At 41.3% G+C, this 17,252-nt stretch carries 16 protein-coding genes; 13 read left to right on the top strand and 3 right to left on the bottom strand.

Annotation, left to right across the window (positions count from 1 at the left end; translation table 11 throughout):
• Positions 1-523: 523 nt before the first annotated feature.
• The 8 genes from nirB to J2Y67_RS21845 all read left to right on the top strand — a co-directional run bounded on the left by nirB (position 524) and on the right by J2Y67_RS21845 (position 10,594).
• Complete coding sequence (gene nirB / locus J2Y67_RS21880) at positions 524-2,953, top strand: nitrite reductase large subunit NirB (RefSeq protein WP_310177490.1); 2,430 nt, start codon at positions 524-526, stop codon at positions 2,951-2,953.
• A 1-nt stretch (position 2,954) separates the two neighbouring features.
• On the top strand, positions 2,955-3,275 hold the full coding sequence (gene nirD, locus J2Y67_RS21875; protein WP_310177484.1) for a nitrite reductase small subunit NirD: 321 nt from the start codon (positions 2,955-2,957) through the stop codon (positions 3,273-3,275).
• A 30-nt stretch (positions 3,276-3,305) separates the two neighbouring features.
• Positions 3,306-4,763, top strand: coding sequence for a uroporphyrinogen-III C-methyltransferase (cobA, locus tag J2Y67_RS21870; RefSeq protein ID WP_310177482.1), 1,458 nt, complete (start codon positions 3,306-3,308; stop codon positions 4,761-4,763).
• A 45-nt stretch (positions 4,764-4,808) separates the two neighbouring features.
• The gene (locus J2Y67_RS21865) at positions 4,809-5,426 is read left to right on the top strand and encodes an NAD(P)-binding protein (protein WP_310177480.1); all 618 of its coding nucleotides are present in this window, start codon (positions 4,809-4,811) and stop codon (positions 5,424-5,426) included.
• A 91-nt stretch (positions 5,427-5,517) separates the two neighbouring features.
• Positions 5,518-6,567 (top strand): glycoside hydrolase family 15 protein, encoded by a 1,050-nt coding sequence (locus J2Y67_RS21860; RefSeq protein WP_310177478.1) that lies wholly within the window; start codon positions 5,518-5,520, stop codon positions 6,565-6,567.
• A 187-nt stretch (positions 6,568-6,754) separates the two neighbouring features.
• Complete coding sequence (gene aceB, locus J2Y67_RS21855) at positions 6,755-8,347, top strand: malate synthase A (RefSeq protein ID WP_310177477.1); 1,593 nt, start codon at positions 6,755-6,757, stop codon at positions 8,345-8,347.
• A 48-nt stretch (positions 8,348-8,395) separates the two neighbouring features.
• Positions 8,396-9,682 carry an isocitrate lyase gene (aceA, locus tag J2Y67_RS21850; protein WP_310177475.1) on the top strand — a complete coding sequence of 429 codons (1,287 nt, stop codon included), beginning with the start codon at positions 8,396-8,398 and terminating at the stop codon, positions 9,680-9,682.
• 477 nt (positions 9,683-10,159) lie between these two features.
• On the top strand, positions 10,160-10,594 hold the full coding sequence (locus J2Y67_RS21845) for a YueI family protein (protein WP_310177473.1): 435 nt from the start codon (positions 10,160-10,162) through the stop codon (positions 10,592-10,594).
• 177 nt (positions 10,595-10,771) lie between these two features.
• Here the strand turns inward: J2Y67_RS21845 and J2Y67_RS21840 are convergent, their stop codons facing one another.
• The gene (locus J2Y67_RS21840; protein ID WP_310177472.1) at positions 10,772-11,227 is read right to left on the bottom strand and encodes an OsmC family protein; all 456 of its coding nucleotides are present in this window, start codon (positions 11,225-11,227) and stop codon (positions 10,772-10,774) included.
• Positions 11,228-11,244: 17 nt separating this feature from the next.
• Positions 11,245-11,895 (bottom strand): lysozyme family protein, encoded by a 651-nt coding sequence (locus J2Y67_RS21835; protein WP_310177471.1) that lies wholly within the window; start codon positions 11,893-11,895, stop codon positions 11,245-11,247.
• A gap of 276 nt (positions 11,896-12,171) precedes the next feature.
• Between J2Y67_RS21835 and J2Y67_RS21830 the strand changes: the two genes are divergently transcribed.
• Positions 12,172-12,540: a hypothetical protein gene (locus J2Y67_RS21830; protein WP_310177470.1), complete on the top strand. Its 369-nt coding sequence runs from the start codon at positions 12,172-12,174 to the stop codon at positions 12,538-12,540.
• Between the two features lie 22 nt (positions 12,541-12,562).
• Positions 12,563-12,985, top strand: a complete 423-nt coding sequence (gene fosM / locus J2Y67_RS21825) for a FosM family fosfomycin resistance protein (protein WP_396954120.1) — start codon at positions 12,563-12,565, stop codon at positions 12,983-12,985.
• 446 nt (positions 12,986-13,431) lie between these two features.
• On the opposite strand, the gene J2Y67_RS21820 is transcribed toward fosM, so the two are convergent.
• Complete coding sequence (locus J2Y67_RS21820) at positions 13,432-13,602, bottom strand: hypothetical protein (RefSeq protein ID WP_310177467.1); 171 nt, start codon at positions 13,600-13,602, stop codon at positions 13,432-13,434.
• Between the two features lie 93 nt (positions 13,603-13,695).
• On the opposite strand from J2Y67_RS21820, the gene gatC reads away from it, so the two are divergent.
• Genes gatC through gatB form a run of 3 tightly spaced genes read left to right on the top strand, consistent with a single transcriptional unit; the run spans position 13,696 to position 16,901 of the window.
• A complete protein-coding gene (gatC, locus tag J2Y67_RS21815) occupies positions 13,696-13,989 on the top strand; it encodes an Asp-tRNA(Asn)/Glu-tRNA(Gln) amidotransferase subunit GatC (protein WP_310177464.1) in 294 nt (97 codons plus the stop codon).
• Positions 13,990-14,003: 14 nt separating this feature from the next.
• Positions 14,004-15,461, top strand: a complete 1,458-nt coding sequence (gene gatA, locus J2Y67_RS21810; RefSeq protein ID WP_310177462.1) for an Asp-tRNA(Asn)/Glu-tRNA(Gln) amidotransferase subunit GatA — start codon at positions 14,004-14,006, stop codon at positions 15,459-15,461.
• Between the two features lie 12 nt (positions 15,462-15,473).
• On the top strand, positions 15,474-16,901 hold the full coding sequence (gene gatB / locus J2Y67_RS21805) for an Asp-tRNA(Asn)/Glu-tRNA(Gln) amidotransferase subunit GatB (RefSeq protein WP_310177460.1): 1,428 nt from the start codon (positions 15,474-15,476) through the stop codon (positions 16,899-16,901).
• Positions 16,902-17,252: the final 351 nt, after the last annotated feature.

Genomic DNA, 17,252 nt, shown 5'->3' with positions numbered 1-17,252 from the left:
TGCCCGTTAAAAGGGAAAAGAAAAGTGGTTTCATTGCCCGAACGAGCTGGTATACCCGTTAAAAGGGAAAAGAAAAGTGGTTTCATTGCCCGAACAATCTGAAATGCCCGTTAAAAGGGAAAAGAAAAGTGGTTTCATTGCCCGAACGATCTGGTATACCCGTTAAAAGGGAAAAGAAAAGTGGTTTGTCGTGTTACGACTTATATTTTACTTTTTGAGCGATTATATTCGGAGAGTGGTGGGCTGTCCCCACACTTGAATACACCAATTGAAAAGACTTTACATTAATTAGTGCGGTGAATTGTTAAAGAAAGTGGATGAAAGGCTATCGAAAGTTTTTCGACAGCCTGAGGGTGTTCCTTTTATCCATCCATCGCTTCCTTTATGACAATAATGTGAAAATATTCACATATAGGGGATAAAAAGTGACGAACCTCACAAATTTTTGATAAAAGGGTGATTACAATCTAACTATAGAAAAAATATAAAGGGACGTCATCTTTAATACTGGAATATAGGAGCGATAAAAATGAAAAAGCTTGTCATGATTGGGAACGGAATGGCTGGATTAAGAACCATTGAAGAGATTCTTAAAATATCATCGGAGCAATTTGAGATTGTGATTTTTGGTCAAGAGCCCTTTCCAAACTATAATCGTATAAAACTATCGAATATCTTGCAGGGGGACACTAGCTTTGAGGATATAATTATTAATCCAATAGACTGGTACAAAGAAAATAATATACAGCTTTTTCTTGGAGAAACGATAACTAGAATTGATACTGAGGGAAAACGAGTTATAAGTGATTTAAGAAATGTAGTGGAGTATGACGAGCTCATTATCGCAACTGGTTCAAGTTCTTTGATTCCTCCGATTCCGGGTGCAGACAAAATGGGGGTAACAGGATTTCGAAATATCAAGGATTGTGAAAGGATGATTAATGGAGCCTCCCAGTTTAAAAAGGCTGCTGTCATAGGAGGCGGTTTGCTTGGTCTTGAAGCAGCTAAGGGATTGCTCAACCTTGGCATGAAAGTTGATGTTATCCATTTAATGCCGGATTTAATGGAGCGGCAATTAGACTCAACTGCCTCCACCATGTTGAAAAAAGAGCTAGAAGCCCAAGGTATGAACTTTTTAATGGAAAAAGAAACCGTTGAAATTATAGGGAATGAGCGGGTTAAGGGTCTTCGTTTTAAGGATGAATCTGAAATTGAAGCAGACCTTGTTGTGATGGCCATTGGAATTAAACCAAATATCAACCTTGCAAAAAACAGTGGCATTTATGTGAACCGTGGTATTGTTGTCAATGATAATATGGAAACAAGTGTGCCTGGTGTATATGCTGTCGGGGAATGTGCGGAACATAGAGAAATTACCTATGGCTTGGTCGCACCTTTATATGAACAGGCCAAGGTACTGGCTAAAAAGATTTGCGGTGTTAATGTGGAACCTTATATGGGTTCTATTACAGGCACGCAATTAAAAGTAGCAGGGATTGACCTCTATTCTGCGGGAGAAATAGAAGATGACGAAACAACCCAATCTATTAAAATTTATAATGAATTTGCTGGAGTCTATAAAAAGATTTTAATTCGAAACCAATGTATTGTCGGCGTAGTGTTATATGGTGATACAAAAGATAGTACAAAATTATTCCGCATGTTGACGAAAAAGGAAGAGATCAGCGGGATGACAAATATTAATCTGCTGCAATCCGAAAGTGATGCCGGGGGAGACGATAATATTGCCGACATGCCAAATGATGAAATGGTTTGCGGCTGTAACGGAGTCACAAAAGGCGAGATTGTAGAGTCAATAAAAAACCAAGGCCTGACAACACTGGAACAAGTGAGTCATTGTACAAATGCAGGTCGTTCCTGCGGTCGCTGCAAGCCAGTGGTCAGCCAAATTCTCGCCCACACACTTGGTGATCAATTTGATACTGCAGCAGCGCAAAAGACTAGTCTTTGCAGTTGCACAAACTTAAGTCGGGAAGAAATAGTGGCTGAAATCAAGATGAAAGGATTAACAAGTATTAAAGAAGTCATGAATGTCCTTGAGTGGAGAAATGAAGAGGGCTGCAGCAAATGCCGTCCAGCACTCAACTACTTTCTCGGAATGATTTATATGGATTCCTATAAGGATGATCGTGATTCTCGTCTTGTGAATGAGAAAATGCATGCGAACATTCAAAAGGACGGCACCTATTCTGTAGTTCCTAGAATGTATGGCGGTGTAACCACTGCGAAAGATTTGAAAAAAATTTCAGAAGTTGCTGAAAAGTACAATGTCCCATTGGTAAAATTAACTGGTGGGCAGCGAATTGGTCTATTTGGTGTCAAAAAGGAAGACCTGCCAAGTATTTGGGAAGAGCTGGACATGCCGTCGGGATACGCCTATGGTAAAACACTTCGTACAGTAAAGACCTGTGTTGGTGCACAGTTCTGCCGTTATGGTACGCAGGATTCGATGGCACTTGGAATTGACTTGGAGAAAAAATTTGAGCGCCTTGATACACCCCATAAAGTGAAAATGGGCGTATCAGCCTGTCCAAGAAACTGCTCAGAAGCCGGCATAAAGGATATTGGTTTTGTCGGTGTCGATGGCGGCTGGGAAATTTATGTTGCCGGTAATGGCGGTGTTGATCTAAGGCCTGGTGATCTTTTATGTACTGTGAAAACGAAAGAACAAGTAATAGAAATGACAGGTGCTTACCTGCAATATTACCGTGAAACAGCTAATTATTTAGAACGAACTTCGAAATGGATTGACCGGGTTGGCTTGGCGCACGTCAGAGAAGTTTTAGCAAATGAAGAAACGAGGAAGGCACTTAATGCCCGAATGGATCAAACGCTAACGAAGTATGCTGAGCCGTGGCAGGAAGCAATTAACAATGAAGAAATTCAAAATAAATATTATGCTAGACTTACAATCAAGGCAGGAGTGAAGTAAAATGTTGAAAACAATCACCCGTATTCCTGTAGCACATTATAAGAACCTTAGAGCAAGGTCAGGACTATCTATAAAAATTGATCAAACAGAAATTGCTCTTTTTAAACTGTCAAATGGAAAAGTATATGCAATTGAAAATCATAGTCCCCACCCAAAGGGCGGAGTGCTTTCAGAAGGACTTGTCAGTGGGGAATACGTTTATTGCCCTGTCTATGATTGGAAGATTTCACTAGTAGATGGAAAGGTCCAAGCACCTGACGTTGGGCAGGTAAGGACGTTTAAGGTGGAAGTGAAAGAGGATATTGTATTTATTGTTATATAAATGAACGGAGATGAGGGAGGGGGAGGCAGGATGAAAAAAGGAAAAGTCTTTTTAGTTGGCGCCGGTCCTGGAGATGTAGGCTTAATTACCGTAAAAGGCTTGGAGGCGATCAAGCAGGCTGACGTCATTTTATATGACCGGCTTGCAAATCCTAAATTGTTGGAAAGTGCTCCGGCAGATTGTGAACTCATTTATTGCGGCAAATTGCCTAACCGGCATATTTTACGGCAAGAGAGTATAAACGACCTCCTGGTTGCAAAAGCGTTAGAAGGAAAAATGGTGGTCCGTTTAAAAGGCGGTGATCCGGGGGTGTTTGGCCGCGTTGGGGAAGAAGCGGCTTCTCTAGTTCCCTATCAAATACCTTTTGAAATCGTTCCTGGAATATCTTCAGGGATTGCAGCCCCCCTTTATGCAGGAATTCCTGTTACGCACCGGAAATATGGGGAATCGTTTGCAGTTGTAACGGCTCATGATAAATCTAATGAAGGCAAGCCATTACTTGACTGGGAAGGACTTGTACGCGGTATTGATACGATTGCTTTTTATATGGGAGTCGGAAATCTACCGTTTATTTGTCAAAATTTAATTGCTCACGGCAAAGCGGCTACTACCCCGATCATTTTGATTCAATGGGGCACTTTTGGTCGTCAAAAGACTTTGCAAGGGACATTAGCAGATATAGTTCAGAAGGTAGCGGCTGCAAAGTTTAGTAATCCTTCCATCATTCTTGTCGGCGATGTCATTTCACTTCGGGAAAAAATCAGCTGGTTTGAAAAAAAACCATTGTATGGGCGACAAATTTTATTAGCCCGGACAAGCAATGGTCCGAGCGAACTGGCAAAGGAATTAATGGATCAAGGAGCAGATGTCATTGAATTTCCTAAATGGAAAAAGACATTGGTTCATATTGATTTAGAAAAAGTAGCAGCTTATGATAGGATTTTGTTTGCCCAACCTGAAAGTGTTGCGGAATTTTTTGAAGCGTTAATTGACAATCAAATTGATATTCGCAATATTAGAGCCAGTTTTTACGGACCTTCTTTCAAAACGATTAAGTCCTTGAATGATCGGGGATTTACGGCAAATTTAGCTGATGAAATGCCCGGGGCGGGAAGTCTGCTGATAGTGGGCGACAACAGTGTTTTGAAAAACATGGAAAATTATGAATTGTATGATGTCATGGTAACGAGTCAAAAAGAACTAGATTGGCAGTTCATACCGATTTTTAATCGAATGATCGGGGAAGCTCATGTTGATACCATGATTTTTCCATGCAGCGCATCAGTGGAACCATTTCTAGAAGCATTGAAGGAATGTGGCATTTCAGAAGAGGAGTATATAAGGAAAACGGAAGTAGTTTGTATGGGAAAGCAAACCATGGCAGCTGCCAGAGGAGCAGGGCTGATGAATGCTCATATGCCGGCAAAGGCAACAAAAGCCGACTTGATCGAGTATTTAACTGAGCAAAATGGTGAAGAGTTGCAATAATAAATGTTTCTGCTCAATTTATGAGCGGGTATGCGAGGCGAATGCATGAAGGTAAATTATCCGATAATGTTGAAATTGGAAGGGAAAAAGGTAGTGGTGGTGGGAGGCGGAAAGGTTGCTGAGCGGAAAATACTCGGTTTACTTGATACAGGAGCGGAAATTACCGTGATTAGCCCGAAAGTGACAGAGAAAGTTGAAAGGCTTGCAGCGGATGATCTGGTCTTATGGCATTGCAAAGCTTTTTCTGAAGAGGATCTATCTGGAGCATCCCTGGTATTCGCTGCCACGGACGATGTAAAAATCAATCATATGGTAAAAACTGCAGCAGGTCCGCATCAGTTTGTAACCATCGCTGATGACCCTGAGGCTTCCGATTTTCATGTTCCGGCAATGGTTACACGCGGACGTTTGAATATTGCTGTGTCAACCGGCGGCGCAAGCCCGACTCTTGCAAGTCGAATTCGGTCTGAGCTTGAAACACAGTTTGATGAAGGATATGAAAGTTATCTTGAATTTCTATATATAATAAGGCAGAGGATTTTAGCTGAAGTGAAAGACCCTGCTTTAAAAAGAAAGCTGTTATCGGCCATTGTCAGCCACGACTTTTTAAATAGTGACAATCGGGAAGAAGAATTTCAAAAATTATATAATGAGTTGGTTTAAGTGGGTACTGTTATAGGTGCCTGCTTTTTTCGTATAAAGACTAAAGAATTTGGACAAAAAGGAGGGTAATAGAAAAAGATGAGGTGGTAAGATGAACGAAAAAGTAAATAACAGCTATCAAATTTTGGATCAGTTACGATTGCCGCATGGGTTATATCTCGCCTCTTTTTCAAATGATTATCACTATGTTTGGCTGCGGGATTCCTTTTATATGTCTTTACCGTATTTGGGACAGGACAATGGCATTTATGAAATGACCTTCCATCGGATTTTGGATTTATTCAGAGAATATGAATGGAAGTTGGATATCCATAACCAGCAAAGGCCAATTGAACAATGGGAATACATTCATTCCCGCTATTCAGCAAATGACGTAAGAGAAATCGATACACCATGGGGACATGCCCAGCATGATGCCATTGGAGCTATCCTTTGGGGAATTGGAATGGGGGAGAAAAGCGGGAGGCAGATCATCCGAGACGAAAAAGATCATGATATTGTTCAAAAGCTTGTCGGGTATTTAGGCTGTGTTCACTATTGGGAAGATGCAGATAATGGCATGTGGGAAGAATGGCGCGAAGTGCATTCCAGTTCTGTTGGTGCCTGTGTAGCAGGGCTTAGGGCTGTTCAAGATTTAGTTTTTGTTCCGGGAGAATGGCTTGAAAAAGGGAACCAGACCTTATCTGCTTTATTCCCGCGTGAAAGTATCGACCGTCCCTGCGATTTAGCACAGCTGAGCTTAATCTATCCTTACGGTGTTGTGGTCGGGGAAGAAGCAAAATTGATCGTTGAGCAGATTGAAACAAATCTACTAAGGGAACGGGGCGTGATTCGCTATCAGGGTGACTCCTATTATTCACCTTTGGAACAGGAAGGGCGCCATCATGAGTTATCCTTTTATTTTGGTACAGAAGCGGAATGGACATTTGGACTCCCATGGCTTGCTCTTTGTCATTTAGAATTAGGAAATTTGGAAAAAGCAAAAACATATATACACCGGACGGAAAAAGTTATGATCAGCGATGGCAGTCTTCCGGAACTGTATTTTTCAAAGTCCTCTGACTATAATTCCAACACGCCCTTGGGATGGGGAAGTGCGCTGTATATACTAGCGAAAGAGAAATATGAACGGATTATGTAAAAATTTTAGGTCGCAGGGGATGCCCCAGCGACCTTTTTGCTATTTCCATAGATAAAATCACCTACTTTAGGATTAATTTAACAATTTTTAAAAAATTTTCAGAAAAGTAGTTCCATTTTTATTTTTAGTGTTATATAATACAAAACGAGGATAGTTACTGTATTATAACAAAGAGGTGATGAAGTTCATGTCGACGCAAACGACTGGTATTGAAGTGGTGGGTGCCGTAAACGCCCAGTATGATGAGGTTTTGACATCCGAAGCTTTAAATTTTATTGAAGAGTTAGAGCGAAAGTTTGGGGAAAGAAGAATTGAACTGTTACAGTACAGAAAGAAACGGCAGGAGGAAATTAACAACGGAAAACTTCCCGATTTCCTGCCTGAAACGAAGCATATTCGCAATGGGGAATGGACAATAGCTCCACTACCGCAAGATCTTCAAGACCGCCGGGTTGAAATTACCGGACCAACCGATCGGAAAATGGTCATTAATGCCCTGAATTCTGGTGCAAAAGTCTTTATGGCCGATTTTGAAGATGCCACTTCACCGACATGGCAGAACATCGTCGAAGGACAAATCAACTTGAGAGATGCAGTAAATCGGACGATTTCTTTTGAAAATCCAAATGGCAAAAAATACGTGCTGAATGAAAAAACGGCTGTACTGCTTGTTAGACCACGGGGGCTACATTTAGAAGAAAAAAATGTATTACTAGACGGAAAACCGATATCCGGAAGCTTTTTCGACTTCGGATTGTACTTTTTCCATAATGTAAACAATTTGCTTGCAAGAGGGACGGGTCCTTATTTTTACCTTCCAAAGCTTGAAAGCCATTTAGAAGCCCGCCTTTGGAATGATGTCTTTGTCTTCACACAAGATAAACTTGGTATCCCGCAAGGAACGATTAAAGCAACGGTTTTAATCGAAACCATCTTGGCGGCATTTGAAATGAATGAAATTTTGTATGAATTAAAGGAACACTCTGCCGGCTTAAACTGTGGCAGATGGGACTATATCTTCAGTTATTTGAAAAAGCTGCGTAACCAGAAGGAGGTTATTCTTCCGGACCGCTCTCAAGTAACAATGACGGTTCCATTTATGAGGTCGTACTCCCTATTGACCATCCAAACCTGTCATCGACGCAAGGCGCCGGCAATGGGAGGAATGGCTGCACAAATTCCAATTCGCAATAACCCGCAAGCGAATGAAGAAGCTTTTGCGAAGGTTCGTGCCGATAAGGAACGGGAAGCACGGGATGGTCATGACGGGACATGGGTTGCCCACCCGGGACTGGTCCCAGTTGCATTAGAAGTGTTTAACCGTGAAATGCCTACTTCTAACCAAATCAATACTGCAAAACAACAGCACATTACGGTTACAGCTAAAGACTTACTTGAAGCACCAAATGGAACCATTACCGAAGAAGGCGTCCGCGTCAACATTAATGTTGGCATACAATATGTTTCGTCATGGTTAGATGGAAGGGGAGCTGCTCCAATCCACAACCTTATGGAGGATGCAGCAACGGCTGAGATTTCGCGGGCACAGCTTTGGCAGTGGATTCGCCACCCGAAAGGTGTGTTAACGGACGGTCGTAAATTAACGGTAGAAATGTATCAAGCCTTCAAGGTGGAAGAATTAGAAAAAATCAAACAGGAAATTGGCACTGAAGCTTATGAGAATGGGCGGTTTGCTGAAGCTTCAGAACTATTTGACCAAATGATTCAAAATGATGAGTTTGCTGAGTTTCTAACCTTACCAGGTTACGAGCTTTTATAGAAAGTTTGATAAAAAATATTTTAATAAATTAATAGGGAGGAATTTAAGATGACAAATGAAAGAGCTGCAAGATTACAAGAAAGCTGGGAAATGGATAGCCGTTGGAAGGGAATTACAAGACCGTATACGGCAGAAGACGTAATTAAGCTTCGCGGTTCGATTGATATCGAACATACATTAGCGAAAAAAGGCTCAGAAAAGCTTTGGAAGCTATTAAATGAAGAAGAGTACATCAATGCCCTTGGTGCGCTGACGGGAAATCAAGCAGTTCAACAGGTTAAAGCTGGACTTAAAGCCATCTACCTAAGCGGCTGGCAGGTTGCAGCAGATGCCAACCTTTCCGGACATATGTACCCGGACCAAAGTTTGTACCCTGCAAACAGTGTACCAAGTGTGGTAAAACGAATTAACCAAGCGCTTCAGCGTGCCGACCAAATCACACATTCTGAGGGTGATGATTCGATCGATTGGTTTGCCCCAATTGTAGCCGATGCGGAAGCAGGCTTTGGAGGACAACTGAACTGCTTCGAATTGATGAAAGGCATGATTGAAGCAGGAGCTGCCGGTGTACACTTTGAGGACCAGCTTTCTTCTGAGAAAAAATGTGGTCATTTGGGCGGAAAAGTGTTGCTGCCAACTCAAACTGCTGTTCGCAACTTGATTGCAGCACGGCTGGCTGCGGATGTAATGGGTGTTCCAACTGTGCTTGTTGCCCGTACTGATGCAAATGCTGCCGATTTAATTACTAGTGATATCGACATGAACGATGCCGCATTTATTACTGGTGAACGGACTCCTGAGGGGTTTTTCCGGACAAAAGCTGGAATTGATCAAGCAATTGCCCGCGGCTTGTCGTATGCACCATATGCTGACCTGATCTGGTGTGAAACTTCTGAACCAAATATAGAGGAAGCAAGAAGGTTTGCGGAAGCCATCCAAGAACAGTTCCCTGGCAAACTACTAGCCTATAACTGCTCACCTTCCTTCAACTGGAAGAAGAAACTTGACCCAGAAACGATTGCAAAATTCCAACAAGAGCTTGGGAAAATGGGCTACAAGTTCCAATTCGTTACGCTTGCCGGCTTCCATGCCTTGAACCACAGCATGTTCGAACTTGCCCGCGGCTACAAAGAGCGCGGTATGGCAGCTTACTCCGAATTGCAGCAGGCTGAGTTTGCGAGTGAGCAATACGGTTATACGGCTACACGCCACCAACGTGAGGTTGGTACTGGTTACTTTGACCAAGTATCCATGGTTATCACGGGCGGAACCTCTTCAACAACAGCATTGAAAGGGTCAACAGAAGAAGAGCAATTTAGTTCTTCGCAAAAATAAAGAGCGGTCCTTCTCCCCGTGTGTGGGGGGAGGGATTTTTTGTTTGGCTGAGAGGATTATTTGTATGACTAATTGGGATTGGAAGGTATTTTGGGTAAAGTGGAAGATAAAGGGACGGAACCGGAATGTAAATGCTCAAAAGTGGAGGGTAAAGTGAGAAAACTGGAAGGTAAAGCGAAATTGGAATTAAATGGAGTCGAGGGGTGCGGCGTTTTTTACTGAAAATGGTAATTCCCCTTTGAAAAAGGTATTGAATGACAAAGGATAGTAGGGTTTCAGGTAGATTAAATGAGAAGTGGAAGGTATTTTTCACAAAGTGGAAGATAAAAGGTTGGAACCGGAATGTAAATGCTCAAATGTGGAAGGTAAACCTGGAATCTGCTGATATAAGGGACTAGTGGATGAAAGTTTAGTGGGGAACCTTTTTTCTCGTCCCGTCATAAAGATAAGTAGCCCTTGTAATGGAGTTGATTAGTTTTGAAAAAGCCGACTGTTGACGAGGTATTGCAACAGGGAATCTACGGCCCCCTGGAAACTAAGCCGGAAGAAAGGCGGAAATTTTTAGGAACTTTACGTGAGCGGATTATTATTGCCCTTAAGAAAGGCCAGGTAGGCGAAAGTAAAGTCCATCCCCAAGTAGAGCAGGAAATGAAAAAGTATCCAAAAGCGCATTTATTATTGAACGGTACGATGAACTATAGTCAATTATCGAAGTATGTAAAACTGGCAGCAAAATATAAAATCGAGCATACCATTGTGACCAATAAGGATCATGATACAGAGATTGGTTTAGTATTAGCTTTGGACCATGCGATTGACAAAGAAGAGATCTATATTACAAAAAAAGCACCAATACAGTTAGACATGAAAAAGAAAAAGAGCCTTTTTGCAAAGCTCTTTAAGCGGAAATAGCGCTTGGATGATGCCAAGTGCTTTTTACTATTTATGACCTACCTCGACAGGATCAGACAAGTTCCTTGTTTAACCAAACGTTTGATTAAAATGGCAGAAAAGACTCTTATTAAAGGGTTGTTTCATATTTTTTTATGAAAAAGTTGTCGGATGGGAGTAGTAATTAAATTACTGCTCCTATTCATCAGATGCTTTTTCCACCAGTGCCCGCAATTCCAACTCAACATTTCCCTTAATTGCACGGCTAATCATGCATGAGGTTTCAGCTTTTTTCGCGAGCTTTTGCGCAAGTGCAAGGTCCTTTTCAGAGGCATCATTTTTTAACACAATATGTGGACGATGAATAATTTTTTTATAGGTAAAAACTCCATTCGTCACATCGACAATAGCCTCTGAATCCATGGTTAAGCTTACTTTGTCCAAATGGCTGCGCTCCATCATTGCTGCTAGAGTGATAATGTAACAAGTTGCCGCTGCACCGAGTAGCATTTCATCAGGATTGGTGCCAACCCCTGGTCCATCCATTTCTGGAGGAATTGAGATTTTGGTTTTTAAATTCCCAACCTCAATTTCCCCCACATCATTGCGTAATCCGGGCCAGTTGGCTTTTAAAAGAAATCGATGTTCCGCCATGATGAACCTCCCTAATTTTAAAAATTAAACGATTTTTGGCTTCCGGAAGCCGGAACGCTTTCTGCCAATGATTGAATATTTTTTGATACCTTCGTACTATACGTATAATCACCATAACAATATGGGTAACGGAAATTAAATTTGTTACCGCCACAATTATAAATGGTTGGATTTCTTTTAACTTGCTGTAAAGAGAATTTTTTCGCTAGTTCCTCACTGTGCTTGCCGCCGTGCTCAGCGACATAGTCGATATACCCTGTCCCCATGTTATATGCTTGAATGATGGTTGGAAAATCTACTTTTCTTTGGTTTCCATAAATAACAGCCCGACGAAAATGTTTTACCCCGGCACGGATACTTTCCTTAGGATCTTGAATCGTATTTCGCGCTAATCCTGCCGACTCAGAGGCTTGCATTGGATCCCCGCCCTTGCCGTGACTTTCCTGCTGCATTAAAGCAACGAGGACGGGAGTGTACTTTTCCATTTTATATTGTTTTAATTCATCGTGAATTAATGGTTCATATTTTTTAACATTCGTAAAGGACTTGTTTAGATTTAGAATATCAGGGGGATTGCCTTCCACCAATTTACTGATGAGAATAATGGAAAAACAAAGCATAAACAGGAGGGTAATTACGCGGGATTTCTTTTTCCGTCTTCGTTTCATTCACTTACTCTCCCATTTGAATTTCTACCTGACTATTATAACGTAATCTTAAATAGTAAGGAAATATCAGAGGCGCATAAATAGAGGGATTTATTGGAATTATCTAGAATATAGTATTTGGATTTTAGTTAAAAACAGTGAATATACTTCCTTCGACTTTGTATGACAGATTTCGTTTTTAATCAAACGTTCAATTAAAATTCCTACTCTTGCCTATTTAATAGCTTTATTATTTCAAAACTAGTAAAAAGATTGTCAGATTAGGAGAGTGAATCTATGAATAAATCATTATTAGCAGCTTCCATCATTTTGTCCTTGGGAATCGTCATTGGATGTTCAATTATTACTTTCAAGCCTTTTCAGGAACATTCTGTTTCAAAAGTGGCAATGAATGCGGATCAAGTAGCCGTTATGATGAATATCAACGAAGCTTCTAAATTACTAGGATTAAAAACAGACGAATTAAAAATGATTATTTCAGCTGAACGCCATAGCTTGATGGAATCCGGTGAATTTAATGGCACAATGATTCCTTATATTGTTGTGAACGGAAAACAATACTTCGAACGAACAAGTCTGCTAAAATGGGCCGTTGAAAGTTCAGCCGAGCATCGGGGATATAATAATGGGAACCGGTTTCAATAACTAATTAAGCAGGTGTGGTATGGTGATTAAAGGATTAAATCATTTACTTTTTTCAGTTTCCAATTTGGAGAAATCAATAGAATTTTACCAAAATGTATTTGGTGCCAAGCTGTTAGTGAAAGGTAGAAGTACGGCTTATTTTGATTTAAATGGTATGTGGCTGGCATTAAATGTTGAGGAGAATATCCCTCGTAATGAAATAAGCGAGTCCTATACTCATATTGCTTTTTCAATCGAAGAGGAAGATTATATTAAAATATATAATAAACTGGAAGATTTGCAGGTTACTATTCTTTCAGGCAGGTCAAGGGATGAAAAGGATAAAAAATCTATCTACTTCACCGACCCGGATGGTCATAAGTTTGAATTTCATACAGGGACATTACAGGACAGATTGGATTATTATAGGCAGGAGAAACAGCATATGGAATTTTATGATGAATAGAAATGGGAACTATGGGGCCCATGATAGTGCCCGAACTCGATAAAAAATCGGAGGCGTGGGAACTATGCCCCCCTGATAGTGCCCGAACTCGTGAAAATACAGGAGGCGCGGGAACTATGCCCCCCTGATAGTGCCCGAACTCGATAAAAAATCGGAGCCGCGGGAACTAAGGAGCTCTGATAGTGCCCGAACTCGTGAAAATATCGGAGGCGCGGGAACTAAGGAGCTCTGATAGTGCCCGAACTCGTGAAAATACCGGAGGCGTGGGAACTATGCCCCCCTGATAGTGCCCGAACTCGTGAAAATACAGGAGGCGCGGGAACTAAGGAGCCCTGGTAGTGCCCGAACTCGATAAAATATCGGAGGCGCGGGAACTATGCCCCCCTGATAGTGCCCGAACTCGATAAAAAATCGGAACCACGGGAACTATGCCACTGGATTAGTACCTAAACATATGTTATTTCAATAATACGGTCACTATAATCAACTAAAATTGCCTCCGCCAGCAGGCAAACCCAGACTCCCCAAAAAATCCCCCTATCCCCAAAATTACCATTATAAGGAAAAATAATTTTATTTTTCAAAAAATATGAAATTAAAGTTAAAACTCTTGCCAATACTGATGAGGAATCATTGCGGTAAAGCAGAAAAGTTTGGTATCATCAATATTAAAATAACATTGTTAAACATAAGCAGGAGGTCCAAAGTATATGTCACGAATTTCAAGTGAGCAGGTAAAGCATGTTGCGAACCTGGCACGGCTTGCCATCACGGAAGAAGAAGCAGAAAAATTTACAAAACAGCTTGATGCGATTATTACCTTTGCAGAACAATTAAATGAGCTGGACACCGAAAATGTGAAACCAACTTATCATGTTTTGGATATGAAAAATGTGTTGCGGGAAGATATTCCGCAAAAAGGGCTGCCGCGTGAAGAGGTACTAAAAAATGCGCCGGAGCATAAGGATGGCCAAATTAAAGTACCATCAATTTTGGGAGAGTAAGGAGTGCAAGAATAGTGGGTTTATTTGATTATAAAGTTTCTGATCTTCAAGAGCTTTTACATAAAAAAGAACTGAAAGTCTCAGACCTGGTAGATGAATCGTATAAACGCATCAGCGAGGTAGAGGACAAAGTACAGGCATTTTTAACATTAGACGAAGAGAGGGCCCGTCAAACAGCCAAAGCTCTTGATGAGAAGTTAAACGCAGACACGTCAGAGGGTCTGCTATTTGGAATGCCTATCGGTGTGAAGGACAATATTGTCACAAAAGGATTAAGGACAACCTGTGCAAGTAAAATTCTCGAAAACTTTGACCCTATTTACGATGCAACCGTTGTACAAAAGCTGCAAAAAGCGGAGACTGTAACAATTGGAAAATTAAATATGGACGAGTTCGCCATGGGTTCTTCGAATGAAAATTCTGCATACAAAAAAACACGCAACCCTTGGAATTTGGAAACCGTGCCTGGCGGTTCTTCAGGTGGTTCCGCAGCCTCTGTTGCTGCTGGAGAAGTTTTGTTTTCACTGGGCTCTGATACAGGCGGTTCCATCCGTCAACCTGCATCATTTTGTGGCGTTGTTGGCTTGAAGCCAACTTACGGCCGTGTCTCACGCTTTGGGCTAGTGGCTTTTGCGTCATCACTTGATCAAATTGGTCCGATTACAAGAACGGTAGAAGACAATGCCTATCTATTACAGGCAATTTCCGGTCTTGACCCAATGGACTCCACTTCTGCGACTGTAAGTGTTCCAAATTTCACGCAAGCATTAACAGGTGATGTAAAAGGCTTACGAATTGCTGTGCCAAAAGAATACCTTGGTGAAGGTGTTAGTGAAACCGTTCGTCAATCTGTTTTAGATGCTCTAAAGGTTCTTGAAGGTTTAGGTGCTGTTTGGGAAGAGGTATCATTGCCGCATTCCAAATATGCACTTGCAACCTATTATTTGCTTTCTTCATCTGAAGCATCAGCGAACCTCTCCCGTTTTGACGGGGTTCGTTACGGATACAGGACACCGGATGCTGAAAACTTATTGGATTTATATAAAAAGACAAGAGCGGAAGGCTTCGGTGATGAAGTGAAACGCCGGATTATGCTTGGAACCTTTGCGTTAAGCTCAGGTTATTACGATGCCTATTATAAAAAGGCGCAACAGGCTCGGACATTGATTAAGAAAGACTTTGAAGATGTTTTTGAAAAATATGATGTGATTGTCGGTCCAACCACTCCAACGCCAGCATTTAAAATTGGGGAGAAAATCGACGATCCGTTAACGATGTATGTAAATGATATTTTAACGATTCCTGTGAACTTAGCAGGGGTACCTGGTATTTCTGTACCGTGCGGATTTGATGGCGGTCTGCCGCTTGGCTTGCAAATCATTGGAAAGCACTTTGATGAAGCAACGGTTTATCGTGTAGCGCATGCATTTGAGCAAGCAACAGACTTTCATAAACAGAAGCCAGGACTGTAGGGGGTGAAGAGAATGGAATTTGAAACAGTAATCGGACTTGAGGTCCATGTAGAATTAAAAACCGATTCAAAAATCTTTTCGGCAAGTCCAAACCATTTTGGTGCTGAGCCGAATACAAATACAAGTGTAATTGACCTTGGTTATCCGGGAGTTCTTCCAGTTCTTAATAAAAAGGCAGTGGAATTCGGAATGAAGGCAGCCATGGCCTTGAACTGTGAGGTTGCGACCCACACGAAATTTGACCGTAAAAACTATTTTTATCCGGACAATCCAAAGGCCTATCAAATTTCGCAATTTGACCAGCCGATTGGCGAGCATGGCTGGATTGAAATTGAAGTAAACGGATATACGAAAAAAATTGGAATTACCCGAATCCATCTTGAAGAGGATGCAGGTAAGCTAAACCATGAAAAAGGCTACTCCTTATGTGATTACAACCGTCAGGGAACACCGCTTGTTGAAATCGTCTCTGAGCCGGATATTCGTACACCGGACGAAGCCTATGCCTATCTTGAAAAATTAAAATCAATTATTCAATACACAGGCGTTTCTGATTGTAAAATGGAGGAAGGCTCGCTTCGTTGTGATGCCAATATTTCGATTCGTCCGGTTGGACAAGAGGAATTTGGTACAAAAGCGGAATTGAAAAACCTTAACTCGTTTAACTTTGTCCGTAAAGGTCTTGAATATGAAGAAAAGCGCCAAAGAGAGGTTGTTTCGGGTGGCGGAAAAATTGATCAGGAAACACGCCGCTTTGATGAGGCGAGTGGTGCAACCCTTTTAATGCGTGTGAAGGAAGGTTCGGATGATTACCGTTACTTCCCAGAACCGGACCTGCTTGAGCTTTACATTGACGATGAATGGAAAGCACGTATCCGTTCGGAAATCCCTGAACTTCCGGATCAACGCCAAAAACGTTATGTTGAAGAGCTTGGGTTACCGGTTTATGACGCCAAGGTGCTCACGGTAATAAAAGAAACGGCTGATTTCTTTGAAGCAACTGTGAATGCCGGTGCAGATGCCAAAATGGCTTCCAACTGGATTATGGGCGAGGTTTCAGGCTATTTGAATGCTGAGGGAAAAGAACTGCACGAGGTAGCCTTAACTTCAGAAGGCTTGGCAAGCATGATTAAACTAATTGAAAATGGCACGATTTCTTCTAAAATTGCTAAGACTGTTTTCAAGGAGTTAATTGAAAATGGCGGCGATGCGGAGAAGATCGTTAAGGAAAAAGGCCTTGTGCAAATTTCCGATGAGGGAACATTGCTAAAAGTCATTGCAGAAGTTCTTGATGCAAATCCACAGTCAATTGAGGACTTCAAGAATGGTAAACAGAAAGCAGTTGGCTTCCTGGTTGGTCAATTGATGAAGGCTACGAAAGGGCAAGCCAACCCTCAATTGGTCAATAAATTATTGCAACAGGAATTACAAAAAAGATAATGATTTAAGCTGGCAGTCCTCTAACTGCCAGCTATTTTTTTAGAAAATTGTCGAAGCAATGATCGACATTCTTTTTATCATTTCCCAGGAAAGAAGCCAGAAGCGAAAAGGATTATTTGGGATTTAATCAAACGTTTGGTTGATAGGAGAAAGTAAAGGATATTGTCGAGGGATGTAGAAACGGTGTTCTTTTGACATTGTTTGGCAGCGTTTTACATAATACCCTAAGGTCCATTTTAAAAATTGACAATCTTTTTAGACACCTTTTAAGAGAAGCTCTTATTTTAAAGTGTTTATAGCATTTTTAATCAAACGATTGATTGGAAAGAATGTAAGGAGAATTAGGTCGAA

It is taken from the genome of Neobacillus niacini (assembly GCF_031456445.1).
Taxonomy (GTDB): Bacteria; Bacillota; Bacilli; order Bacillales; family Cytobacillaceae; genus Neobacillus; species Neobacillus niacini_I.
Note: the sequence above shows the minus strand (reverse complement) of the source record. Positions and strands in the feature narration are given on the sequence as shown.

What these genes read in the sequence shown, in the direction of transcription:
- nirD (WP_310177484.1), top strand. Translation starts at nt 2,955, where the DNA reads ATGTTGAAAACAATCACCCGTATTCCTGTAGCACATTATAAGAACCTT.
- cobA (WP_310177482.1), top strand. Translation starts at nt 3,306, where the DNA reads ATGAAAAAAGGAAAAGTCTTTTTAGTTGGCGCCGGTCCTGGAGATGTA.
- J2Y67_RS21865 (WP_310177480.1), top strand. Translation starts at nt 4,809, where the DNA reads ATGAAGGTAAATTATCCGATAATGTTGAAATTGGAAGGGAAAAAGGTA.
- J2Y67_RS21860 (WP_310177478.1), top strand. Translation starts at nt 5,518, where the DNA reads ATGAACGAAAAAGTAAATAACAGCTATCAAATTTTGGATCAGTTACGA.
- aceB (WP_310177477.1), top strand. Translation starts at nt 6,755, where the DNA reads ATGTCGACGCAAACGACTGGTATTGAAGTGGTGGGTGCCGTAAACGCC.
- aceA (WP_310177475.1), top strand. Translation starts at nt 8,396, where the DNA reads ATGACAAATGAAAGAGCTGCAAGATTACAAGAAAGCTGGGAAATGGAT.
- J2Y67_RS21840 (WP_310177472.1), bottom strand. Translation starts at nt 11,227, where the DNA reads ATGGCGGAACATCGATTTCTTTTAAAAGCCAACTGGCCCGGATTACGC.
- J2Y67_RS21835 (WP_310177471.1), bottom strand. Translation starts at nt 11,895, where the DNA reads ATGAAACGAAGACGGAAAAAGAAATCCCGCGTAATTACCCTCCTGTTT.
- J2Y67_RS21830 (WP_310177470.1), top strand. Translation starts at nt 12,172, where the DNA reads ATGAATAAATCATTATTAGCAGCTTCCATCATTTTGTCCTTGGGAATC.
- gatC (WP_310177464.1), top strand. Translation starts at nt 13,696, where the DNA reads ATGTCACGAATTTCAAGTGAGCAGGTAAAGCATGTTGCGAACCTGGCA.
- gatB (WP_310177460.1), top strand. Translation starts at nt 15,474, where the DNA reads ATGGAATTTGAAACAGTAATCGGACTTGAGGTCCATGTAGAATTAAAA.